The sequence below is a fragment of the Chitinophaga costaii genome (assembly GCF_900094705.1).
GTDB lineage: Bacteria > Bacteroidota > Bacteroidia > Chitinophagales > Chitinophagaceae > Chitinophaga > Chitinophaga costaii.
Genome location: NZ_FMAR01000001.1, coordinates 314,486 through 338,908 on the forward strand (window position 1 = coordinate 314,486; position 24,423 = coordinate 338,908).

Genomic DNA, 24,423 nt, shown 5'->3' on the forward strand with positions numbered 1-24,423 from the left:
TTAGGAGTTTTAAACGCCCGGAAATATTAGAAGCTGGCCCTAATGCCGACAGAATAGGTACGGTTCACGGGGTAGAAAAAGTTATTGGTATTTGCCAGCTCTGGATCAAAATACTTTTTGACCGGAGAGAATGTCAACAGGTTGGTACCACCAGCGTGTATAGATAGTTCGCTGAAAAGGTCTGTTTTCCAAATCCGTTTAACATCGTACGACAGGGTAAGGCTCTTTAGTCGTACAAAACGGGCATTTTTAAGCCAGTAATCGCTGCTCACATAGTTATTGCCTGCATTCATACTGGAGGTACCTGCTCTTGGGTAGGAAGACCCTGTATTAGACGAAAGCCAAAAGTCTTTCTGAAACTCAAAGTTTACACGCGCTGCACCTTCCGCACCTTGGAGGTATTGACCCAGGTATACATCCCGGTTGCCGGAGCCTTGTAGCAATGCATCTAATCGGATCCCCTTAAATTCCAGGCCAAAAGGAACCCCAAATGTTAAACGAGCCGCAGTAGGTTTGCCCAGGCGGCGATAATCCTGTGAATCGATTTTACCATCACCATTAGTATCTTCCAGCCATACATCCCCAAGCGCCAGGGCGGTAGACGTTAAGCGGGAAGGATTATTGAGGATATCGTTGTAGTTCTGGTATAATCCCCTAGAGCTATACATCGCATCATAATAATCCTGGCTCACACCCCAATCACGCGTATAGGGATTTGTAAGGGTCGCACTGTCTTCATTGGTACGTTCCCAGAGATAATTATAATAGGTTAAATTAACGCCGATATACCCTTTGAACTGGCTGCCAATATTAAAATTATAATTAACAAAAGCATCTAAGCCTTCTTTACGTGTAGCCGCCTGGGTGAGTACCTGGGGCAAACTTTGTCCCAACGGATCTGTATAACTATAGGCCGGGCTACCCAGTATGTTTTTAGTACGGGTATAGAAGTAATCTAATCCGCCGGAAACGTGTTTTTTTAATGTTTCAAATTCCAACCCAAAGTCGCGGGAAGCGGTAGAATACCAGGTTATGTTCTGATTGGATATGGTGAGCCCACCTTCATAGTAACCGTTTTGCAAGTCGCCATTTACTGCATAGGCCTGGCTGGTAACCGCATACTGCGGAATATAAGCATACTTGGTACCGCCTATTGAACCTACTTTCCCAAAGGAGCCTTTAAACTTCAGGTTAGAAAAAACTTTATCAATGCCCAGGTTATGGTAAAACTTTTCTGAAGACGCTACCCAACCGGCGCTGATGGAAGGAAAAAATCCAAAGCGTTTAGATGAAGGAAAGTAATCCGATCCATCATACCGGCCATTAAGTTCTATCATGTATTTAGCTGCGTAATCATATTTTAGCCTGCCTACGTAACCTACCTCGCCCCATTCGCTGGCAGATCCATTATTGGTTTGTGTGGCTGCATCGCCAGCAAACAATTGATCGATAGCGGTAGACGGAAAATTTTGACGGAAAGCACTGAACCACTGGTTAGATCCTCCCCTTACAATAGATACAAACGTAGCCCCGATGGTATGATCGCCAAACGAAGTGGAATAGTCTGCCTGAAACTCTGCATTGTAAGCTTTGGTATCATTGCTGGTTTGCGAAAGTGATGGCGGCGGTGTTTCATATACAGTGCCGTCTGCATTATATTGAGTAGCCAATACCGAGAAGGTTTTGGATGGATTGAAGGTAAGGGCGTAATCACCGGTAACCCGGAAACTCAGGCCCCTTACTTGTGGTACCGTCCAGGTAAGGGCCAGGTTGCCATCGGTAAAGGATGTTTGCGTACGGGCATACCCTGGCGAATAAATTTCCGCCAGCGGATGATCGACTAACCCTGCCAGCGTCCCATCTTTATTAAACGCATGTTCAAACGGGCTTCTGGCCACCACGTGGCTGAATATTAAATAAGAACTTGATGGTGGCTGGGTAGAATAATCATAATAACCATTAAGCGAAAAAGTAGCGTTAAGGCCTATCTTGTCAAAGTTAGAACTCACTTTGGTATCGTAAGAAAAACGGTCTATTTTAAATGCGTTGTTGACATAATTACTACCCTGGTTAAGGTAGCCAAGTCCAACATAAAATTTGGTAGGCCCATTGCCTCCGCTGATGGAAAGGCTATGCGTCTGTTGCAATGCGTATTTGCGGAAAGCCAGGTTATACCAATCTGTATTCGGATAAAGCTCCGGATTCAGTCCACGGCGTATTGTGTCTAATTGTGCTTCGCTATACGCTGCATACTTACCTTTTCCCGTAGATTCGCCAATAGCATTTGATACCAAGGCTTTATCATAACCGCTAATGAGTTTGGGGAAATTAGCGGGTGTATTCCAGGCAATGTTATCAGCATAAGTAATGATCAGCTTTCCAAAGGCCCCACCTTTTGTTTTTACCAATACAATGCCGGCACTGGCCTTAGAGCCATACACGGCGGTGGCAGCAGCGTCTTTTAAAAAGCTCACGCTTTCGATATCATTCACATTCAGATTTACGAAAGTAGTCTGATCGCGGATAATCCCATCTATTACATACAAGGGCGTTGTTTGCCCGATGAGCGGCTCACCACCCCGGATATTGATACTAGGCACACTACCAGGTTCTCCCCCACTAAAATTCACTACTACCCCTGCCGCGCGGCCAGCAATAGCCGATTGCACGTCTGTATAGGGCGCATCTTTAAACTGGTCGGTTTTGATCATGGTAACGGCGCTCGTTACCTTTTGCCGCGACTGCGTACCATAGCCAACTACCACCACATCGGAAAGTTTGCTGGAAGCACTTTCCAATATAATGCTGATATTGGAATGCCCCTGCACGGGAACTGTTTGCGCCAAAAAACCGATAGAAGATATCTCCAGTATGGCATCTTCTTCCACATTTAAAGTAAAGACCCCTTTTTTATCAGTAGTGGCGCCCGTTTTAAGTCCTTTAACCCGCACGGTAGCGCCTTCTACTGGCCGGCCTTCCAGGTCAGTAATAGTACCCGTTACCTTGATAATGGCAGCATAGGTTCCTGCTTTTTTGATAACTATAAGGTGATCTTCCATCACACTGTCTTTCAATCCAGTATTGACCAGCATCCTTTTCAGCACACTGTCTACTGTTATTCCCACCGCCGAAAACGTAAGGTGAATGTCTTCATGCAGCACCTGATTACTAAACACAAATCGCCAACCAGAGCGCTTCTCCACTTCTTTCAACGCATCCGCCAGACGGATGTTGTTAAAATGAACGTCGATTTTTTGTGAGTAGGCGTTCGCCGACACCTGCATCGTGGCTGCCAGCAATAACAGACTAGTCAATTTCATACAAAGCAGAAGTTTTGGCCGCCGCCAACGGCAACGGCTCATGAAAGCAGACTTTTTTTCCATATCTTAGTTTTGAGTAAAAGCAAATAGGAGCAGGCAATTTCCTGTTCCGTTTGTACGGGAAGGGGGAATGGGCGCAATCCATTTCTCCTTCTCTATTTTGAGATCGTTACAATTTTTCCATGAATTGTATAGGTGAATGGATAAGATGCCCGCAGGGCCTGTAACATCCGTTCCAGCGGTTCCTTCTCAAAAGTGGCGGTAAAGGCATAATCCATTACTTGCGGATCGGCAAAATGAATATCCACGTCGTACCATCGTTCCAGTTTTCCTTTTAACTGACCAAAGGTTTCATTATTTATTTCAAGGCGGCCATGGGTCCAGCCCGTTTCGGCATTATTATCATCAGACCCGGTGGTGGTAATGGATTGTACACTGAATACAGAGTCTACTAACGCTACACCCGTACGTTTACATTGCCGGGTTACAATGTCAAAAACCAACTTACTCTTAGGACTTAATTCCAGCTTTTTATGATCTTGTAAAAGGATTTCCACTTTACCCCGTAACAAGTCGGTTTCGCTGCTGGAATCGTTGCGATAGGCTTTTACATTAAATACAGTACCTAATACTTTTACCGCATAAAAAGGGGTATGTACCGTAAAAGGAAGACCAGGCTTTTTAGCGATATCAAACATGGCTTCCCCATCCAGGAACACATCGCGGCCATCTACACCAAAATCTTTATCCAGTGTGATCGAACTGCCCACATTCATGGTAATACGAGTACCATCTTTTAAGACAAATGTTTTACGTTCTTTATTCGCAGTAGTGATCACAATTTTACCAGATGTCGCCTGGGCCAAGTTGCCAAGGGTATTTCTACCGTTGCGGCTGGACCGGTAATGACACAACAAACCAGTAACGAGAACAACGGACATAAAAACAGCTACATAGGTAAGCCACCTGCGCATAGGCACCCGCTCCCATACAGCCGGCATATAGGATATGGAAGGAAGGTCATCTGCCCGCAACGCAGTATTCAGGGCGCATACCAAGCGGCGAGCTTCCATAAATACCGGATGCGCATCGGGATGAAGCTCGATTATCGATTCCCAATAAGCCACTTCGGTGTCGTCGGTACCCAGACAATATTGAATAAAGGAATCGTCTATCACAAGCGCTTCAATCTGAAATTGCTCCATTGGCCTATAGTCTTTCTTATAAGACGGTGCCTTGCCCTGTTTTTACCAATGTTTTTTAAAATATTTTTTACCATGTTGGCTGGGCAAAATATTGGGTTAAAAAGAAAAAGGGGCCATTACGCCCCTATGGATCAGAATTTGGCCCCCCCACTCAAGATATACACTTGAATTAAGAAAAAATACCTGGCAATCGGTCTTGTTCTATAGGTCTGGAATATTAAACTAGTTTAACCTTTTTTCCTAATCTAGTTCATTTTTAAATGATGTTGTACACGCCAACTTTGCCTATGATAATTATGGCTGCCGGTCCATTTAAAGTAAGATCGTGCAACTTTTATTTTAAACACTCAACTAATAAGATGTCACAAGAAAAAATACCAGCGTACAAAGAAGCGTATGTAACCCTTCGCAGCGAAATGAATAATAGTTACCCAGCTGAATCCCTTAAATTGTGGGATAATGATGCCATGAGAATGGATAAAGAACTCAAAGACCTGCTGAAATTAAAGGTAGGTGATACTGCACCAATGTTCGAATTACCTAACGCTACCGGGAAACGTATCTCTTTAAAAGACTATTTAGTGAATGGCCCTGTTGTTATTACGTTTTATCGTGGCGTATGGTGTCCATATTGTAACCTTGCACTTAGCACCTACCAACGTATCCTGAAGCAAATTAAATCCTATGGGGCAAATTTGTTTGCCATATCCCCCCAATTACCGGATCATTCGTTAAGTACCAAGGAAAAGAACAAGCTGGAATTTGAGGTGCTGAGCGACCCCTACAACGGCGTTGCCAAGCAATACGTACAAACCTTCATCAATGCTGAGGCCTCTACTTCTGAGGCACTAAAACTGGGGGTTGATTTCAGCTCTTTTAATGACGGAGATATTGTGGAACTACCGGTACCGGCAGTATATATTATTGGCCAGGATGAAAAAATTGCGTTTGCAAAATCAGAAGGTGCTGACTACAGGCACAGGGTGGAACCTGCTGAAATATTAGCAGCCTTAAAAGCCTTAACTTTAAACAAATAATTAAAATTAGTTGATGCATTCTTTTTTCATGGCAGGCTAATGGATATGTAATACAGCTTAATTGGTATTGCAAATAAGGGCGTAATATAAATTTATTACGCTCTTATTTATTTATTGCTACGAGGATTACAACTTTGTGATAAACAATTAAGCTGTCATATATTGTGTAAATTTGCATAACCACTTTTCATCTGAATTTTAATGCAAGTTTATTATGCAACATTACGATAGTTTAAAAAAACATGTTCTAAAACGTGTTAGTCTTACGGAAAACGAGCTGGAGATATTTTGCAATCATTTCCAGGTCACTAAGGTTAAAAAAAGGCAATTCATTATTCAGCCGAATTTCACAGCAAAAAGTAGGTACTATGTGGTTCAAGGAGCGCTAAGAGCATACATTGTGGGTGATGAAGGGCAAGATTACACTATTCAGTTAGCCATTGAAGACTGGTGGATATCTGATTATAACAGTTACATCTATCAGCAACCAGCTACCATGTTTGTTATAGCACTTGAAGCCTCAACTCTATTAGAAATTAGTTTCGAAAACGAAAAGAAATTAAAATCACTTAACCATAAGTACGAAACTTATTTCCGGATTATCGCCGAAAGCTCTACCGCTTACATGCAACGCAGGATTACAACAGGCCTTACCAAATCCGCAGAAGATCGTTTCGAACACTTTCAAGAAAGATACCCTCAACTGATGCAGCGCATTCCCCAGTACGCGCTAGCCTCCTTTTTGGGAATGACTACAGAATATCTTTCTAAGCTTCGAAATAAGCGTGTAGACAAAAAAAGTTAATCTGGTTCACTCTATTTACTTAAAATATTTCAACGTTTTTTCTTAAACCAGTTCATTGGTAACCCTGTTGAATGTTTCCACCTTTGTATTGTCAATAACGACAATAACTTTAAGAAAATAAAAATGGAAACAACTACAAAATTCACAGTTCCTCAAAGACATGAAGTATCAGCAGACAACCAGGTAATCTTCGACAACCTTAAAAAAGGTCTTGGATTTGTTCCGAACCTTTATGCATACTTTGGTAAAAACGATACTGCATTAAAAGATTACCTAACGCTACAGAATCGTAAAAGCACACTCAGTGCAAAAGAACGTGAGGTAGTAAATCTGGTAACCAGCCAGATTAATGAATGCCGCTATTGCCAATCAGCACACACAGTTTTAGCAAAAATGAATGGATTTACAGAGGATCAAATTATTGAAATTCGTAAAGGTAACGCCACATTTAATAATAAGCTGGCAGCCCTTGCGCAGTTAACAGCCGCTGTAGTCAAAAATCACGGCAAAGTGACTGCTGAAATAAAAGAGGCATTTTTTAATGCAGGATATACGGAGGCTAACCTGATTGATGTCGTAATCGTTATCGGAGATAAGATGATCAGTAACTACCTGCACAACATCACGGGTATTGAGATTGACTTTCCATTAGCAGACGAGCTGTAAAAATTTCCTAACAAAAAACATCATATCCACCGCTATTTTAAGCGGCTGCCATTGCAATATCACTTCATAAGCCTGTTGTAGGAGGTGTTCACTTATTGCCTGGTATTCATGAGCTCAGTGAGGGGGCAACTGGTCTTTGCAGGCCAGTATCTCATCTGGGTTTATAATTGAGCCAGTATTAAAGGCAATAAAACCGACAAGTAAGCCAATTGAAATTCAGGAACCACGTGCTGCAGCTGCATGCGCAACAATTTAATACCCTCGAACAAATTATTATACACCGTTCTCTTGCAAAGGCCTGTTTGCTCCACAATCTGTTCGGTAGTTTTACCCTGATAAAATTTGAGATAGATCACCTTGCGGCACCGATCCGGCAACTGCAGGTAGGCGTTACGTACGCTGCTTACAAACATTTCATTTTGCTGCAGCACTTCCAGCTGACTAACGGTATTAGTAGTGTAGTCTTCCGGAAGTTCAGTTAACCTTTCCCGCGTGTGGCGACTGGCACGGTAATGGTCTATTAACCGCCGTTTGAAGCCAGTGGTAAGATAACTAACAGGCGAGACAATGGTAGCAGTATCGATATCTTTTTCCAGTAAGTCCAGGAAAAACTGATTCACGATATCTTTTACCGTTTCTGCATCCAGCCCAAATTTAATGCCCATGGCCAGAAACTTTTCATAATAACCGCTATACCAGGATGTCACCTGATCTCTATACCCGTTGACAGCACTCATAAACAATCGATTTATAGCAAAATGATCACACTGTTATGGTTGGGTAAACACATAAACTTCACATGCATGCGGTGCTAGCTTATAGGCAAGCATGCGGCCAGCCGTTATGTTCTTCTGCCCGAAAATAAGATGGCAACGGGCAAACGTCCCACTGCTAGCCAAATCGCGTCCAAGACTTAACTGTCCGCTTTGCAAACTATCAGACCTGTTTAAAACGCATATGGCCATTCTCCCGCCAGCCAGTTCCTTTTTTAAAACCTGTATCCCATTTTGTTTAAAAACTGTTACCGCCTGCCTACCTAGGGTATCCTGGTCTATTGCGATCAGGTCTTTATTATTCAGCAGCTGCAGGCTTTGGGCGGATAGCTGCCGGAGATCGGAATTCACCACCAATGGCGCTGCCAGCATGCACCACAGGGCAAAATGAGCTGCATATTCTGTGGGCGTGCAGCCCACCCCGTTATTCCCTGCGCTAGAAGACGATCCCTTTCCATTGAGTCCCACCATCAACATGTCAGGATCATTCCATCCGCCAGGCCCTGCATACTGGGCAATATGTTCCTCCTGGTCGAACACCTCCAAAATACCCGTAAGTTTATCGTTGTGCGACTGCCATACATCGCGCAAATCCCAGGTGGTGCGCCACAAGTTACCACCAGCTGCCCTCGCCCATAACCAAGGCTTAAGCTGACCCCATTCACAAATAGCATATACAATAGGACGACCGGTAGCCTTTAGGGCATCCCCCATTTTTTTATACCGGGCAAATGCAATGCTTACATCCTGCGGTGCATTGCAATAATCATATTTCAGATAATCAATCCCCCATGATGCAAAAGTTGCGGCGTCTTGTTCTTCAAAATTATAGCTACCCGTAACGCCTCCACAGGTAAGCATGGCAGCATCGGAATAGATACCAAGTTTCAGTCCACGGGCATGCAGGTAATCGGCCAATGCCTTCATCCCATGCGGAAAACGAACCGCGTCTGGCACCAGGTTATTTTGTGCATCCCGGCCTCCCGTCCACAAATCATCTATAATGATATATTCATAACCAGCAGCCTTCATCCCGTTTGCCACCATAGCATCGCCCATTTGCCGCAAAATGGTGTCGCTGATGCGACCTTCAAAAAAATTCCAACTATTCCATCCCATAGGCGGCGTGGTACAAAGACCCTCCTTTGCCAACATCGACTGCGAATATCCGGACATCGCAAGCACGCATCCGCATAGCAGTGAAAACAATTTGTTCATTGCAGATTTCTATTTAAATAATTTAATGGGCCTTCGTTATTAAGATGTGATTATTATACTGATCTTGTCCATATTGTTACCACGATGATGGTTGCAGGGGAATTACACAAGTGGATAAACTTTATTACGGGACTCAAAAACCCAAAATACAGGTACGTATAGATAGCAAGGCATAACCAGTGTATGTAATCTTTGCATAGGCAACCCTATCTTTATCTATTGACTGAAAGCCGTAGCCCTTATTCCATTTTAAATCTTCAGCACGCTATCTTAAAATACCCATTTTAAACTGAGTATCCTATATGTTGTTATTACGAAAACTATAACATGGAACTAAAAAATTTTGGCCGACACTTATAGGATGCAGCTTACTTCACTACATCACCCTATTATGACATTATCTATACTTTTCAAAAACACCAACCCATTTTGTGAACATCCATTCCGGATCTACATTCCAGGTACAAAGATCCATTTAAGCCTTTTAAAGAATCATTCGTAAAGCCAACACAACGATATTATTTCCAAGATATAAATTTCCAGCATAGAAAATTACTATTACTCATTAAAAATTGAGATCAAACGATTGCGTAGAAGTTGTTAGCGACCCTTCCCGCTATCCATTTTTAAGATTATGTTAAACCAGTATTATGTAATGGTAAAATTACTCTTCCTTTCAGTAGCCAGGATGCAGGTTCTAAAAAAACGGAATGCGATGAATCAAATTCGAAGTATTGGGTGGAAAGGTCTGGCTTGATGAATACAGGAACTGTTTAAACCCGGATGCCGGCCTTACATGTTTAATTGTGGCATTTATTTGCTTTTACAATTTGATAATCAATAAATTAAATAGTGTATTTATTAAAATAATTTTTAATATAGTACTAAGAATAAAGCGTATTTTGTAGCATCTAATTGCTCGATCCTATCGAAATCAAGCACCGTATTAATAAAAAACCCTTACTTATCATTAAAATGTTTGAAACTGTACAGCATAGTGTTACGACAAACAGAAAAATAATTGCGATTGCGATATCCTGTACGATTGGATGGATTTTAGCTTTTCTTGCAACAAATGTTTTCCAGGACTATGAGGTGGGGCTGTTTATATGGCTACCATTAGTAATGGGCTGTACTTCTACCATACTGGTGGCTTATAAAAATCAGACTAATAAAAAACTATTAAGAAATATCGCATATGCCACCTTAGGCATATTCTGTTTGGGGATGCTAATTTTTGCATGGGAAGGAGTAATATGCCTGATCATGGCCGCTCCGCTTGGACTGCTATCTACATATATCGGTTACCGCATTGGGTACCTTGTTATTAAAGGGAAAATGAAGGATAATACGATCACCGTAATGATCCTGTTTATATGTTCTGTTCCTGCACTTATGGCGTTTGAAAATTCCAATGGAGGGAAAGAGGAACTACGCTGTGTAACAACAACCATAGAAATAAATGCCAGCCCCGCCACTGTTTGGAAGAATGTAATTGAATTTCCACCGCTTGCGGAACCATCGGAATTTATCTTTAAATCGGGAATTGCTTACCCAATAAATGCGCAAATAAGTGGACATGGTGTAGGCGCAATAAGACATTGCAATTTCTCAACAGGTAGTTTTATAGAACCTATAACGGTGTGGGATAATGCCAAGCTTTTAAAATTTGATGTGGATTCCCAGCCGGAGCCTTTAAAAGAAATCAGTTTTTATAACAACCTTCATCCAAACCATCTTCATGGTTATTGGATATCCAAGGGAGGACAATTTAAGTTAACCCAATTACCAAACGGCCATACCTTACTTGAAGGCAGCACCTGGTACATAAATAAAATTAAACCAGATTTTTATTGGACTTTATGGAGCGATTATATCGTTCATACCATTCACACGCGGGTATTGGAACATATTAAGATGCACGCGGAACAAGCATCGTAATTTTACATGCTACTATTTATGGGAAGCCCTGCACAACGCCTGAAAGATATCTTTTCTAAAGTAAACAATATGTAAGCAGCTGGAGCGTAAAAGACCGGGTAAGTAGTTGTTGCTATAAACTCCAGCGGTCCCATGTCCCCAATAATACCAATAAACCCCATGTAAAATCATGCCACGGTATATTAACCATCCGCGTAGCAAGGCATGATATGGCAGCGCTGTGATTATTTTACCCTGCTGGGGAAGATGGAATGTAGACAACGGAGGACCGGCTAGCTCCGCTGGAAGCCCCCCACTGCAGGTCCGTGCGCAAGCAACGCAGCGATCAACCCCTCCCCAAAAAAGCCGGTATCCTTCTTGTGTAAAAAAAGGAAGAACCGGTCTGCGCTAAAAAATACCTGGTAAAAAATCGCTTCCTGCTTATAAAAAATTACACAGCGCTGCCTAAAAACTTTACAACTTTTTCACCATGAACAACCTCACAAAAGATATCATCAAAGGCGTGGCCGCCGGATTATTTGCATCGTGGATCAAATCGATAGCAGAACCTCCATTGCAGCGGGTAGGCGAAAAGTATTTCCCCCCCAAAGCAGGACAACTAAGCTTGAAAGGCGCCGATGTATTACACCAGCCTGAAAATATGCCCCCATCCATATTGGCCAAAAAAGTTTACCATGCCACTACCGGAAAGGAATTATCCAAACAGCAAGCACTCACATCGATGAAGGTAATTCATTATGCCTTGGGTACGGTGATCGGATTAACGTATGTGCGGTTGGTAAACCGGCATGAAAAATTAAAAATAGAAGCAGGCCTTACCGCCGGAGCAGCCGTATGGGCTGCCACCCATGGCAGTGTAGTACCAGCACTCGGCTTGCAGGGGAAAGTGAAAGAGATGCCCAGCGCTTGGTGGGTATGGGAGTTCGGATCCCACCTGGTATTTGGCGTGGCTATGGAACAAAGCAGACAATTGTTAAATAAGATTTTTTGACTTCTTTTTTTCATTGCCTTGTCTGCCAAAATAAAAAAGAATGAACTGTCCTGTCATCAAAATAGTCAGCATTTCTATTGCTGGGCTAACAACTATTTACATGCACAGATCATAAAAATAGGTACAATGAAACCAGCTACTAAATTAACTTTCTTATGTGTATGTTTATTCATCCATACGATAAGCTTGGCACAGCACAACTACGAAATCATTGCCCGCTTATCACCACCAGACCCGGACGTATCAGGTATAGCCGTAAGCTCAGATAACAGGGTATTCCTTGGTTTTCCAAGACATGCAGATAACCACAAATCCTTTGCATTGGCAGAATTAGTAAATGGCCAACCCATACCTTTTCCTAACAAAACATATGTTTATCCATCGGAGAAACCCTACGGCGAATGGTTAGTATCACCTCACGGCATATACATGGACCAACACGATGTGTTGTGGGTGCTGGACGATGGAAAACGTGACGGAATAAAAGGTATACCGGAAGGTGCCGCCAAAGTAGTAGCCATAGATATTCATTCAAAAAAAATATTGCACACCCTCATCATCCCCAAGCCGGTACTATCAGATGATGCGCATTATAACGACCTGCGCGTGGACCTGTCTCATGGCGAACAAGGTACGGTGTACATTGCCAATTCCGGCTTTGGTGAAAATTTTTCCCTGGTCGTCATAGACGTGGCATCGGGCAGCACACGCGAAGTATTGCGCAACCATTACAGCACTTCACCAGCACCCGGCTTCATGGGTTTCCTGGAAGGTAAGCCGCATGTGTATGATTTCAAACACCAAACTTTTCCAAACGGAGGTGCCGACGGCCTGGCGCTGAACGCTGATCGTAAAAAACTATATTGGACGGCCATCACCGGTCGCCGGTTGTATAGTCTGCCCACCGCCCTGCTCAGCAATCCTACTGTCACTGATCAGCAATTGGCCGATTCAGTAATGTTTGATGGGGAACACCCCGCCTGCGATGGACTAGCCGAAGACGAAAAAGGCAATATCTATTTCGGAGCCTTTGAACAACAAGCTATCCTGCAAAGAACACCGGATGGCCAATACCACTTGCTGGCATATGATAAAGATAATTTCGTATGGCCCGACGGACTGGCCTATCGTAATGGCTACGTGTATGTAACCCTCGGCCAGTGGAACCGGCTACCGTCTTTTAATGAAGGAGAGGACAAACGTAAACCTCCTTTCCTGGTGATAAGGATAAAAGTGCTATGAGATTGTTTGTTGAAACCCGGTATAATAATGCCCTCCTGCCAGCTCTTTCCAATTAATTTGTTTTCCTACTCACCCCAACAATCCGGACGCCAAGATATTAATCCAACCCATTTTATACCTCTCCGACTTCATTAAAAAAAACCGGTCTATTTACTACGATAACCTTATAAGAGTTTCTGAAAAAAACGACATGGAGCAATGGTTAAAATTTTTCCTGACAGGCATTATTGAAACTGCTAAAACTGCGATTGATACACTCCATCGAATAATTAGTTTACAGAACCGCCTGGAAAAGGAAACGATTATCTCCCTGGGCAAACGCATTCCCAACGCAAGCGCGTTATTGCAGTACCTCTACAAACAACCTATTGTCACTGCTTCCGATATCATCCAGCACCTGGATATAACCAAACCTACAGCCCATACACTGTTGAAAAATTTCACAACACTTGGAATTTTGAAAGAGCAAACTGGTTATCGCAGAAATAGGGTATTTGTTTTCTCTGACTACCTGCATTTATTTAATAGCTAAAAAATACTGGCGGATGCCTAAAATAAAAATGCTTTGATACCAAATGATACCAAAGCATTACATTCTGTGGAGCTGGCAGGAATCGAACTTGATCAGCATGGTGCTTTTATAAAGCTTATTAACGAAATAGATATGAAATTTCCCGGAACGAGTAACATTCTCATCTTAAATAAATGACTTTTATCTCGTTACATTCGCTTACAAACCATTGCAAAATGTTGTAAGTGAGGCAAAGCATATTCGCTGTAGGCCACAAACCATCATAAGAAATGGTGCTCCTAAAATCCAGCGGTAATAGTCTCAAAACGAAGTGCTAAGTCGAGGCAGTGATTACTTTCCCAATAGGTAGCTTAAGAATAAACTAGAGAGATGGTAATTTCTCCCTGATCCGCCTAATCACGACCGCGAAGTCCGGTTGCCCACGGTAGTACAACGCCTCGGTGGCCACATACCGGGCGGTAAAGTCGGCCATCAGTTGCGTGTCTTCTATTAAAAGCGCAGGGTGCTCGTTAACCGGAATTAATGCATCTTTTCCGGTGATCCAGGCGGCTCTGTGCGCTTGATATTCAGGCGAGCCTATAAAGGCAAGCACTTCTGCGTTGTCTAATAGACTGTAGATATCATAGTACTGGCGCATAAAGTTTTTTTGCTTATCACCGCTTTCCACTTCCTGGCGATAATGCCGGATAACGGTTTGAATCTTCTCCACCAGTGTATAGCCGGGATGGTAGCACCGAACGGCTCTGGCCCGGTTGTCAGTGATTGCGTCTTGGGTATTGCTAACAGCAAAGTCATAGGCCCAGGAACTGATAGATAGGGGCACATTGGGCGCGACCTTGCTAAAACCCGCCTCCAGCAGTATGCCTCCTTTAACACCTGGTAGTGCAGTTGTAACGGACGGGTATATTAGCCGGATGCCACCGCTGCGGTAATACCGGGTATCGTCAAAGGCGTAATCGCGCTCTGTGTGAATAAGACCTGGAAACTGTATATGCTGCGCCAACCAGTCATAGAATGCTTTGCGGGAGGCCACTGCATTATCTTTTATGCTGGTTTGGTTTACCGCGAAGCCTAGGTCCGCCGGTGGCTCAATCAGCAGGTCCAGGTCTTCGGAAAAGCGATCAATGATATGATGGCCTTTAGATAAGGAGGTGCCACCTTTCAGGGCAAAATCAAAGTGCTGTTCCAAGCAGGATAGTACATGCATGATCCAGTAATCCTTTTCAACCAGCATAGGTGCTATGCCTTCCCGGTCAGCCACGATGAGTAGCAAGTCTTTGAATTGGGGATGATCGTGTAGATACATGTAAAACAATCAGGGGCTATTGAAGAAAGGAAGCAAACAGCTTCTGCGTCTTGGCGCTACCGAAGCGTTTAACGGACGTTTTAAGCTGACGCGCGTCTAGCTGTTGCACACGTACGCGCACGTTGCCCAGCACGGCTGTTGGGTCCTCGGCCAGGCTGGAAAGATTGTTCACCAGATCCACGAGTAAAAACTCGACGGTAGGTTTTTTGGGGAAACGGGGCTTACGCTGGAAGCTAAAGACCCGGTTGCCCAGCTTCACATCGCCATGGCGCTTATGATTGTATACGATTGTCTTGTTGTAGAGTTGAGTGGTACCCACACCCAGGCCGTTGTAATCGTTGGGCGAGGTCAGGAGAAATTCATCGTCCTTTAAGTAAGCACGCACCAGCTCGCTATCGGCTGGGGGCGCGTCCCCGAACGCGGTTGCCTTGGGAAAGTAATACATGCCCGGAGCCACCTTTTTCAAGGTGCCTTCCTCCACCAGTTCAGCCAGATGCCGATCCACTGCAGTGGTCCACTGCTGTAGATTCTCCCGGCGATAAACCTGGCCTGGGCGAAGATGAAATTTTAAATTGTCAACTTTAGGCATATGTCAAATATACGAAAAAGCTGGTTAATTGCATGAATTTTTAATAAATTTTCATGCAAAATTCGAACCCGTATTTTAGAGATTTAGTAGTTTTTAACCAAGTCTTCATAACAAAGTACCTTTGTAAGCAGCAACACCTTGGGAAGATTTCCAAATCTTTCCGGAGGTAAACCCTTTAAAAACGATACAAGTTCAACCACATCATCGAGTGTTTCAACAAGTATATGATAGATGTCCTCAAACGTAAAATCTATGTAAACCTCTTCTAACATTGACTAAGGGAAGGACAAAATACATGAATAAAGGAACATGCCTTAAATCGGGTATGGTGCAATGCGCGCGAAGCTGAAATAGCAGAAGATAAATTCTTTAAGAATTAAATCACCAAGGATCTATATGGTCGCTCATATGATGAATTAACAAGAAATAAAGCAAGTCTGTAGGTGTAAGCAGCCATGAAGAGAAGAGTGGCTACTTAAAATGAATTCAGGATGACTAATGGAGTAGCGCGGTGCATAGGACAATGCTAGGACCTCGCAAAAACAAGTGCCGTTAAATCTAGGGTTCGATCACTCCCCTCACCATTAAAATGATCTTATCGAACCCCTTCAGTTATAAAGTTGTTGATGCATAACTACCGCAATATCAAATCGAAGGGAATTTTTTTAATAGATGTAAATGAAAAGGGGGACTGTGAAGTCCCCCCAAGTGGAGCTGGCGGGAATCGAACCCGCGTCCAAACATATCCGCCGATAGCTTTCTACATGCTTATTTCCGCATTAGGGTGTCGGAACCGGGCAAGGGGCAGAACTAACCAACCCGGTCCTTATCCGTTTGAGTTTCAGCACTCACTCACAGAAACCATGAGTACCTATCCTATTGAGGGTTTGATTCGGCGGCGGGAGACGCATAAGGCCACGTGCTCCGGCGGCTATAATGGGTGTCTAATCGCTGATTAGGCAGCCATGGCAAAGTTAGATTCGCCATTTGAAGTTTGAATATTCAGATTTACGTGCTAATTATCCAACGCACGACATGCTTACACTATCAAAGAACTATGCTGTCAAAACCAGGCAGCCCCATTTTCATACAGGACAACAAAATTACGGAAAATTTTCATCGCTGCGAAATGCTTTATCCCAGCAGCTTTACAGCAAAACCGGCAGCCCTGATAGGACTGCCGGTTTCCCGTATTATAAAGATCTAAAGTTTAATGTTGGAACCACTTGCTGAAAACATGCCGCCACAGGTCGTTCCCGTTGGCAAACACCAGCAGGCCTAGCAGTATTACCATCCCTACGTATTGCGCGTATTCCAGGAACTTCTCACCTGGTTTGCGGCCAGTTACCACCTCATACAGCAGGAATAACACATGTCCACCGTCCAGTGCGGGAATGGGCAGAATGTTCATAAACGCCAGGATAATACTCAGGAAAGCCGTCAGCATCCAGAAGCTCTGCCAGTCCCATATGGCGGGAAACAGGCTGCCTATGGTCACAAAACCACCTACAGACTCCGACGTTTTCACACCTTTGGCCACGAAGATGAGTTTCAGTTGCAGAACATAATTATGCAAGCTTTCCCCTACTTGTTGTACACCAGCGGGCAGCGATTCAAAGAACCCGTAAGACTTATGTACCATGGTAAAGTGGCGCATCTGTAACGAATCATCATAGTCTGCTGCGTAAATGCCCATTTTACCATTGGTAAGCGGTACAGAAAATTGCAAGGTGTCGTTACCCCGAAGCATGCCTACCTGGGCCACATTACCCTTGAAAGCCTGCAGGCTGTCTACCAGTTCCGTATGGAAATGAATGGGATGGCCGTTTAGGCTCACCACCTCATCGCCCACTTTAACGCCGGCTTGCTTTGCATGCCCTGAATCGCTGAAAGCCTTCACCACAAAGGGTACCCGGGCTTCCAGGAAAGGATCTTTATTGGCAATTACATTCCCGACGAAAGTATCCGGCACCCGTATGTTCAGGGTTTCGCCATCGCGTTTTACCTGGATAGATTTTGCTTGGTGCAGGATAATGTAGCTGCTCATTTTATTGAACTTGTCCACTACTTTATTATCGATGGTCACGATCTGGTCGCCATCGCGCAGGCCTATGCTGCGGCTCAGCGAATCCGTCTGAATGCCATACGTCACCTTATCATACGGCAAGTAGTCCTGGCCAAAATGCCAGAGCAGCATGGCGTAAATGAAAAAGGCGAGAATGATATTTACCGATACCCCGCCTATCATCACGATCAGGCGTTGCCAGGCAGGTTTAGAGCGGAACTCCCAGGGCTGAGGCGGTTGGGCCATCTGCTCTTTGTCCATGCTCTCATCTATCATGCCTGATATCTTCACATAACCACCCAGGGGCAGCCATCCAATCCCGTATTCTGTATCACCTTTTTTAAACTTGAAAAGAGAAAACCAGGGGTCAAAGAAAAGATAGAATTTTTCTACTTTGATCTTAAACAGCCGGGCCGGGATAAAGTGTCCCAACTCATGGAAAATCACCAGGATGGATAGGGATAAAACGAGCTGCCCAGCCTTGATTAGTATTTCTTGTGCGGTCATTTACGTTGCGGTTGCTACTTTTTTTTAAACGTTTAAAACGGAAAAATATCCGTTTTTCCTCATATATCAGGGATTTTCCCCACAAATATATTGTTAAATTACGATCGCACTAATTAGCTTGGTGGCGTGCCTGCGGGCGGCCTGGTCGCTTTCATAGTAATCGTTGAGCGATGGCTTTTCGATAAAGGCCACCTTGGCCATTACTTCTTCTATCACTTCCGTCATTTGTAAAAAACCAATGCGGTTCTTCAGGAATGCCAGCACTACCTCTTCATTGGCTGCATTCATAATGCAGGCAGCATTGCCCCCGGCCTTCATGGCGTCTATAGCAATGGCCAGGTTGCGGAAGGTCTTTACGTCTGGCTGCTCAAAGTTCAGCACCGGGTAATTTTTGAAATTAAACCTTGGGAAGTCATTTTCCAGCCGGTCGGGAAATCCCAGCGCGTACTGGATGGGCAATTTCATAGATGGCAGGCCCATTTGCGCCTTGATAGATCCATCGGCAAATTGCACCATGGAATGAATGATAGACTGGGGATGGATAACCACCTCAATCTGTTCGTCCTTCAGGGCAAAAAGCCACTTGGCCTCTATCATTTCCAGGCCCTTGTTCATCAGGGTGGCAGAATCGATGGTTATTTTTGCGCCCATACTCCAATTAGGATGTTGCAGGGCGTGGTCTTTTTTAACGTTGATCAGGAAGTTAGGTTTCTTTCCCAGGAAAGGGCCGCCAGATGCGGTGAGGATCACCTTTTCTACCTGCCGCAGTGGCTCGCCGAGCAGGCATTGGAAAATGGCGGAATGTTCGGAATCTACTGGCAAGATGGCCACATTCCTGCGCCGGGCCAGTTCCATCACAATATCCCCCGCTACTACCAGGGTCTCTTTATTGGCCAGGGCTACTGTAGTACCCTGCTCAATGGCGGAGAGGGTAGGCGCCAGGCCGGCAAATCCCATGATGGCGGCCAGCATAATGTCTATGCTACTCCAGGCGGCTATCTCCACCAGGGCTTTGGCCCCGGCAAATACTTTGATGCCTTTATCGAACAGGGCATTTTTTACTTCTTCATATTTCGCCTCGTTGCCAATCACCACTGCATTGGGATTAAATTTAAGGGCCTGCTCTATCAATAAAGCGGCGTTCTGCTGTGCCGTGAGCACTTCTATAGTGAAGCGGTCTGGATGCGCTGCTATCACTTCCAGCGCCTGTATGCCTACGGATCCGGTGGACCCGAAAATAGCAATGCGTTTTTTATTCATGCGGAAATATTGGTTAAAGGTAAACCCTTACCAGTTAATGGAGGAAGATCGTTCACAACGATGTACTCATTAACCGGCTGCGTTTTAGCCTCAACATTTAAAAATTTAACTATTTAGCACAAACCGTTGCAGTTCATCTGCCAGTTGACGGTCGTTACTCAAGCGGGGTACTTTGTTTTGCCCGCCTAGTTTACCCACGGATTTCATGTATTCAATGAATCCCTGGCGGCGTACAGGCCTTATTTTCAGGGGTTGCAAAATATTACCAGTCAGAAGATCGTCGTAATAAATGTTCCTGGCGCGCATCTGCTCATCTACCTTGCGGGCAAAGGCCTGCAGGTCTTGCGGTGCGTGTTCAAACTCCACAAACCACTCATGGTAAGGCAGCTCCCCATTGGTATGCACCTGGGGTGCCACGGTAAATTCGGTGATATGCACCTGCTCTTCCGCCGCCACTTTCATCAGGCTATGCTCTACTTCTTCCCCGATTACATGCTCTCCAAAGGCGGAAATAAAATGTTTGATGCGGCCCGTTACTGCAATGCGATAAGGGTTCACCGACACAAATTTTACTGTATCCCCAATGTTGTATCCCCACAGGCCGGCATTGTTATTAATTATTAACGCATAATTCACCCCAACCTGTACATCCTTGAGCGAAATACGGGTAGGATGTTCATTAAAAATTTCATTGGCCGGGATAAATTCATAATAAATACCGGAATTGGTATTAAGCAGCAGCCCCCGGTGTTCCTGGGTGTCCTGGAAGGCAAAGAAGCCTTCAGAGGCCGGATATGTTTCGATCGTGGCAATGGGCTTGCCAATAGAACCCATTAGCTTAGCCCGGTAAGGTTCAAAGTTCACCCCGCCATATACAATCACTTCCAGGTTTTTAAAAATATCCTTGATCAACTTGCCCCCGCTTTTCTCCATCAGGCGGTCAAAATACATTTGCATCCAGGGTGGAATGCCGCTGATCAGCGACATATCCTGGTGAATGGTTTCTTCCACGATGGCATTAAGTTTTGTTTCCCAGTCCTCCATGCAGTTGGTTTCATAACTGGGTAGCTGGTTAGTGCGCAGGTAGCGGGGCACGTGGTGGTTTACAATACCACTCAGCCGACCGGTAGGAATGCCTCCCACCCTTTCCAGTTCTGGCGAGCCGGAGAGAAAGATCATTTTCCGGTCCGCAAAATCGGTACGGCCGGTCTCCGACATATAGTTCAGCAAGGCATTGCGTGCCGAATCCATATGATTGGATATAGAGGCCGAAGAAATGGGTATATATTTTACCCCACTGGTAGTACCAGATGTTTTGGCCAGGTAAATAGGCTGGCCCGTCCACAGTACGTTATGTTTGCCCTCTTTTATTTTTTCTATATAAGGCTTAAACAACTCATAATCGCGGATGGGTACTGCCTGTTTATAGTCTTCATAATTGCGAATATCATCATAGTGATGGTCTTTCCCAAAGTCGGTCTTCTTGCCGGTTTTCAGTAACTCCTGCCAGATGGCTTCCTGGTCTTCTACTGCCCGGTGCATTTCCTTCCGGAGCTTAGCGCCCACAATGGAAGCAAATGGTTTGGCCAGCAGTGATTTAAACTTCATGCCCGTTAGTTTAGAATAATGTATACACCCTATGTAGCATCAGCCCACGGGTGCTTCGTATCTTTTAGTTCAATTTGTCTAGGTGGTATTAAAGTAGCTACCATCCGCCAGGGACGCACGGCAGCACCAAAAGCAAATGTAAAAAAATTGCGATGCTCCGGGGGCAAGATACAGTATTTTCTCCCGCATTAACACAGGGCTCGTTTTAATCAATTGGTAATCAATATTATGGATACCATAAGTATACTGCTTTAATTTTATACAAAAGCATGTATCTTTACACCACTACACACGGGCAGCTCCTTCCACGCCCCGGCACCATTTTTGGTACCGAAAAACTTTGTTATTTAGAAAAGTTATCAATACCTTTGCAGGAAATTATTTTTGGATTACTATGTTTGCAGTTGTAAAAATCTCAGGTCAGCAGTTCAAGGTTGAGAAAGACCAAGAAATCTTCGTACAGCAGTTATCAGGTAACATCGGCGATAAAGTTGAGTTTTCTGAAGTGTTGTTAACGGATAACAGCGGCGCGCTGGCCGTTGGTACTGATGTAAAATCAGTGGTTAAAGCAGAGATCCTTGCACACGTGCAGGGAGATAAGGTGATTGCCTTTAAAATGAAACGCCGCAAGGGTTTCCGTAAAAAAATTGGCCACCGCACGCATTTTACCAAGATTAAGATCAGCGAAATCGCTTAAATTTATTAATAGAAAGTCTAAAAAGTTTATTCCAGATGGCACATAAAAAAGGTGAAGGTAGCGTTAAGAACGGCCGGGATTCCCAAAGCAAAAGGCTGGGAGTAAAAGTATTTGGTGGTCAGATCGCCGTGGCAGGTAACGTTATTATCCGCCAGCGTGGTACTGTTTATCACCCAGGTCAGAACGTAGGCGTTGGTAAAGATTTTACCATCTTCGCGTTAACTGACGGTGTTGTTGAATTTAAGAAAGGTCGTGAAAACAGAACTTTTGTTTCCGTGAAATCATTTGACACCACTGCCCAGGCGGAAGCTTAGGAACAACAGTGTTAGCCATAAAGTTTTTTTTAATACCCAATTTTTTTACTAACCCAAATTCAAAAAACAATGGCAACAATTAAAAAAGCGGCTGCTAAAAAAGCTGCACCTAAGAAAAAAGCGGCTGCTAAGAAAGCAGTAGCTCCTAAAAAGAAAGCCGCTGCTAAGAAAGCAGTTGCTCCTAAAAAGAAAGCTGCTGCTAAGAAAGCTGCTCCTAAAAAGAAAGCTGCTGCCAAGAAAGCAGTTGCTCCTAAAAAGAAAGCTGCTGCTAAGAAAGCCGCTCCTAAAAAGAAAGCCGCTGCTAAGAAAGCAGTTGCTCCTAAAAAGAAAGCTGCTGCTAAGAAAGCCGCTCCTAAAAAGAAAGCCGCTGCTAAGAAAGCAGTTGCTCCTAAAAAGAAAGCTGCTGCTAAGAAAGCTGCTCCTAAAAAGAAAGCCGCTCCTAAAAAGAAAGCTGCTGCTAAGAAAGCAACTCCTTCAGTTGAACCTTCCAGCAACTCTTCCAGCGAGTCTTCTTCTCTGTAAGATTAATCTGCAAATTGTAATGATAGCTTCCCGTCGTAAGATGGGAAGCTTTTTTTTATAGCCCTACCTCCTCCCATCACAATACACCACTCCCTTTTTTCGCAATGCCCACCTTGTAGATGGTACATCTTTTTTATCTTGCACCCATGGACAATCGCACCATTGCAGACAACTTCTCCCTGCTGTCTAAACTCATGGACATACACGGGGAAAATAGTTTCAAAGCCAAATCCTTTGGCAGCGCCGCCTTTACCATCGAAAAGCTGCCCCTCCCACTGGACGGCATGCCACTAGACGATATGAAAAAGTTGAAAGGCATCGGCGAATCGCTGCTCAAAAATATACAGGAACTACTGCTCAGCGGCCGGCTGCCCCTGCTGGACAACTATATCGAAATTACCCCGCCCGGCATCCTGGAAATGATGAAGATTAAAGGCCTGGGCCCTAAAAAAATCGCTACCATCTGGAAAGAACTGGAAATAGAATCGCTCGGTGAACTGCTCTACGCCTGCAATGAAAACCGCCTTACCCTCCTGAAAGGTTTTGGCGAAAAAACACAGGATAGCGTACGCGAAAATATAGGGTTTTATATGGCCAACCGGGAACGCTTCCTCTATGCACAGGTGGAAACGTTTGCTCTAGACCTGGAAAAACAACTCCGCCAACTGTTTTCCCCCGCCACAGTATCGCTCACCGGTCATTTTCGTCGCCAGGAAACAATTATCGATGAAGTAGAACTGGTCATCGCGCTGCCCATAGACCTATTAGAAGAAACATTGGTGTCTATGAAAGCGTTTTCCCTGGTAACCCGCACGGAAGCCTTGCTGATACTGCATCATGAAGAAAAAGTAAAAGTAAAAATATACAGCGCTACCGAAGATAGTTTTACCACTACCCTCTTTCATACCACGGCCAGCCCGGCCTTTCTGAACGACTTCCACGCCGCCGGGGGCAACGCCGCCGGGCCTTTTCATACGGAGGAAGCTATTTTTGAAAAAGCAGGCATCGCCTACCTGCACCCTGCCCTGCGCGAAGGCCTGGGCGAAGTAGGGAAAGCCAAAGGACTGGAGGCCTGGCCGGAACTCATTCAACCCGGCGATATTAAAGGAATCATTCACGCCCATAGCACCTGGAGCGATGGCCGGTACGACCTGGAACAAATGGCAGTAGCCGCTGCCCAACAAGGATTTGAATACCTGGTGATCAGCGACCACTCCCGCACTGCCGTATATGCCAATGGCTTGTCGATAGAGCGCATACAGGCACAGCATGCCCAGATACAGGAACTTAACCAGCGACTAGCCCCCTTTCGTATTTTTAAAAGCATTGAGTCGGATATCCTGGGCGATGGTAGCCTGGACTATCCCAACGAGGTGCTGGCCAGCTTTGACCTGGTAATTGCCTCAGTGCATGCTAACCTGAAAATGACGGAAGACAAGGCCATGGCCCGCCTTATTAAAGCCATTGAAAATCCTTACACTACTATACTCGGACACCTTACCGGCCGGCTACTGCTAAGCCGCAATGGATACCCGGTAGATCACGATAAAATCATAGACGCCTGCCGGGCCAATAACGTGGTGATAGAGTTGAATGCCCATCCCCGCCGGCTGGACATGGACTGGCGCTACATTGCCAAAGCGCTGGACAAAGGCTGCCTGATCTCTATTGATCCGGATGCCCACAGTATAGAAGGTTTTGCAGATATTCGTTACGGCGTGCTGGCGGCACAGAAAGGAGGCCTAACTAAACAATATAACCTCAGCAGCTTCAGCGCAGTAGCCCTGGAGGCTTATCTGAAGGGATAAACTACCTCATTCACGCG

20 protein-coding genes and 1 other RNA gene are annotated in these 24,423 nt (G+C 44.6%); 11 read left to right on the forward strand and 10 right to left on the reverse strand.

The window, feature by feature from the left end; all coding sequences use genetic code 11:
• Positions 1 to 26: 26 nt before the first annotated feature.
• Positions 27 to 3,320 carry a SusC/RagA family TonB-linked outer membrane protein gene (locus GA0116948_RS01035; RefSeq protein ID WP_165798311.1) on the reverse strand — a complete coding sequence of 1,098 codons (3,294 nt, stop codon included), beginning with the start codon at positions 3,318 to 3,320 and terminating at the stop codon, positions 27 to 29.
• Positions 3,321 to 3,475: 155 nt separating this feature from the next.
• The gene (locus GA0116948_RS01040; RefSeq protein WP_089708117.1) at positions 3,476 to 4,525 is read right to left on the reverse strand and encodes a FecR family protein; all 1,050 of its coding nucleotides are present in this window, start codon (positions 4,523 to 4,525) and stop codon (positions 3,476 to 3,478) included.
• Between the two features lie 359 nt (positions 4,526 to 4,884).
• Here GA0116948_RS01040 and GA0116948_RS01045 point away from each other — a divergent pair, with 359 nt between their 5' ends.
• The 3 genes from GA0116948_RS01045 to GA0116948_RS01055 all read left to right on the forward strand — a co-directional run bounded on the left by GA0116948_RS01045 (position 4,885) and on the right by GA0116948_RS01055 (position 7,033).
• A complete protein-coding gene (locus tag GA0116948_RS01045) occupies positions 4,885 to 5,562 on the forward strand; it encodes a peroxiredoxin-like family protein (protein WP_165798312.1) in 678 nt (225 codons plus the stop codon).
• Between the two features lie 214 nt (positions 5,563 to 5,776).
• Positions 5,777 to 6,367 (forward strand): Crp/Fnr family transcriptional regulator, encoded by a 591-nt coding sequence (locus tag GA0116948_RS01050; protein WP_089708121.1) that lies wholly within the window; start codon positions 5,777 to 5,779, stop codon positions 6,365 to 6,367.
• Between the two features lie 123 nt (positions 6,368 to 6,490).
• Entirely contained in the window at positions 6,491 to 7,033 is a 543-nt protein-coding gene (locus GA0116948_RS01055; protein WP_089708124.1) for a carboxymuconolactone decarboxylase family protein, read from the forward strand.
• A gap of 161 nt (positions 7,034 to 7,194) precedes the next feature.
• Here the strand turns inward: GA0116948_RS01055 and GA0116948_RS01060 are convergent, their stop codons facing one another.
• Together GA0116948_RS01060 and GA0116948_RS01065 are read right to left on the reverse strand one after the other, a co-directional pair.
• Positions 7,195 to 7,770: an RNA polymerase sigma factor gene (locus tag GA0116948_RS01060; RefSeq protein ID WP_089708126.1), complete on the reverse strand. Its 576-nt coding sequence runs from the start codon at positions 7,768 to 7,770 to the stop codon at positions 7,195 to 7,197.
• A gap of 33 nt (positions 7,771 to 7,803) precedes the next feature.
• Positions 7,804 to 8,961, reverse strand: a complete 1,158-nt coding sequence (locus GA0116948_RS01065) for an alpha-galactosidase (RefSeq protein WP_165798313.1) — start codon at positions 8,959 to 8,961, stop codon at positions 7,804 to 7,806.
• Between the two features lie 978 nt (positions 8,962 to 9,939).
• On the opposite strand from GA0116948_RS01065, the gene GA0116948_RS01070 reads away from it, so the two are divergent.
• The 4 genes from GA0116948_RS01070 to GA0116948_RS01085 all read left to right on the forward strand — a co-directional run bounded on the left by GA0116948_RS01070 (position 9,940) and on the right by GA0116948_RS01085 (position 13,730).
• Entirely contained in the window at positions 9,940 to 10,965 is a 1,026-nt protein-coding gene (locus GA0116948_RS01070) for an SRPBCC family protein (protein WP_089708129.1), read from the forward strand.
• 469 nt (positions 10,966 to 11,434) lie between these two features.
• Positions 11,435 to 11,956, forward strand: a complete 522-nt coding sequence (locus GA0116948_RS01075) for a DUF1440 domain-containing protein (protein WP_089708131.1) — start codon at positions 11,435 to 11,437, stop codon at positions 11,954 to 11,956.
• 126 nt (positions 11,957 to 12,082) lie between these two features.
• On the forward strand, positions 12,083 to 13,198 hold the full coding sequence (locus tag GA0116948_RS01080; RefSeq protein ID WP_089708133.1) for an L-dopachrome tautomerase-related protein: 1,116 nt from the start codon (positions 12,083 to 12,085) through the stop codon (positions 13,196 to 13,198).
• 190 nt (positions 13,199 to 13,388) lie between these two features.
• Positions 13,389 to 13,730: a helix-turn-helix domain-containing protein gene (locus tag GA0116948_RS01085; RefSeq protein WP_089708134.1), complete on the forward strand. Its 342-nt coding sequence runs from the start codon at positions 13,389 to 13,391 to the stop codon at positions 13,728 to 13,730.
• 361 nt (positions 13,731 to 14,091) lie between these two features.
• Here GA0116948_RS01085 and GA0116948_RS01090 read toward each other — a convergent pair whose 3' ends face one another.
• The 6 genes from GA0116948_RS01090 to GA0116948_RS01120 all read right to left on the reverse strand — a co-directional run bounded on the left by GA0116948_RS01090 (position 14,092) and on the right by GA0116948_RS01120 (position 21,065).
• Positions 14,092 to 15,036: a nucleotidyl transferase AbiEii/AbiGii toxin family protein gene (locus GA0116948_RS01090; protein ID WP_205686015.1), complete on the reverse strand. Its 945-nt coding sequence runs from the start codon at positions 15,034 to 15,036 to the stop codon at positions 14,092 to 14,094.
• Positions 15,037 to 15,052: 16 nt separating this feature from the next.
• A complete protein-coding gene (locus tag GA0116948_RS01095) occupies positions 15,053 to 15,625 on the reverse strand; it encodes a hypothetical protein (protein ID WP_089708139.1) in 573 nt (190 codons plus the stop codon).
• A 706-nt stretch (positions 15,626 to 16,331) separates the two neighbouring features.
• Positions 16,332 to 16,706, reverse strand: a transfer-messenger RNA (tmRNA) gene (ssrA, locus tag GA0116948_RS01105).
• Positions 16,707 to 16,835: 129 nt separating this feature from the next.
• Positions 16,836 to 18,197: an RIP metalloprotease RseP gene (rseP, locus tag GA0116948_RS01110; RefSeq protein ID WP_089708143.1), complete on the reverse strand. Its 1,362-nt coding sequence runs from the start codon at positions 18,195 to 18,197 to the stop codon at positions 16,836 to 16,838.
• A gap of 93 nt (positions 18,198 to 18,290) precedes the next feature.
• A complete protein-coding gene (locus tag GA0116948_RS01115; protein WP_089708145.1) occupies positions 18,291 to 19,457 on the reverse strand; it encodes a 1-deoxy-D-xylulose-5-phosphate reductoisomerase in 1,167 nt (388 codons plus the stop codon).
• A gap of 105 nt (positions 19,458 to 19,562) precedes the next feature.
• Positions 19,563 to 21,065 (reverse strand): GH3 auxin-responsive promoter family protein, encoded by a 1,503-nt coding sequence (locus GA0116948_RS01120; protein ID WP_089708147.1) that lies wholly within the window; start codon positions 21,063 to 21,065, stop codon positions 19,563 to 19,565.
• A 394-nt stretch (positions 21,066 to 21,459) separates the two neighbouring features.
• Between GA0116948_RS01120 and rplU the strand changes: the two genes are divergently transcribed.
• The 4 genes from rplU (at position 21,460) to GA0116948_RS01140 (ending at position 24,406) form a co-directional block, all read left to right on the forward strand.
• Positions 21,460 to 21,762, forward strand: coding sequence for a 50S ribosomal protein L21 (gene rplU, locus GA0116948_RS01125; RefSeq protein ID WP_089708901.1), 303 nt, complete (start codon positions 21,460 to 21,462; stop codon positions 21,760 to 21,762).
• A 35-nt stretch (positions 21,763 to 21,797) separates the two neighbouring features.
• Entirely contained in the window at positions 21,798 to 22,076 is a 279-nt protein-coding gene (gene rpmA, locus GA0116948_RS01130) for a 50S ribosomal protein L27 (protein WP_089708149.1), read from the forward strand.
• 69 nt (positions 22,077 to 22,145) lie between these two features.
• A complete protein-coding gene (locus GA0116948_RS01135) occupies positions 22,146 to 22,598 on the forward strand; it encodes a histone (protein ID WP_089708151.1) in 453 nt (150 codons plus the stop codon).
• 146 nt (positions 22,599 to 22,744) lie between these two features.
• On the forward strand, positions 22,745 to 24,406 hold the full coding sequence (locus GA0116948_RS01140) for a DNA polymerase/3'-5' exonuclease PolX (RefSeq protein WP_089708904.1): 1,662 nt from the start codon (positions 22,745 to 22,747) through the stop codon (positions 24,404 to 24,406).
• Positions 24,407 to 24,423 lie beyond the last annotated feature (17 nt).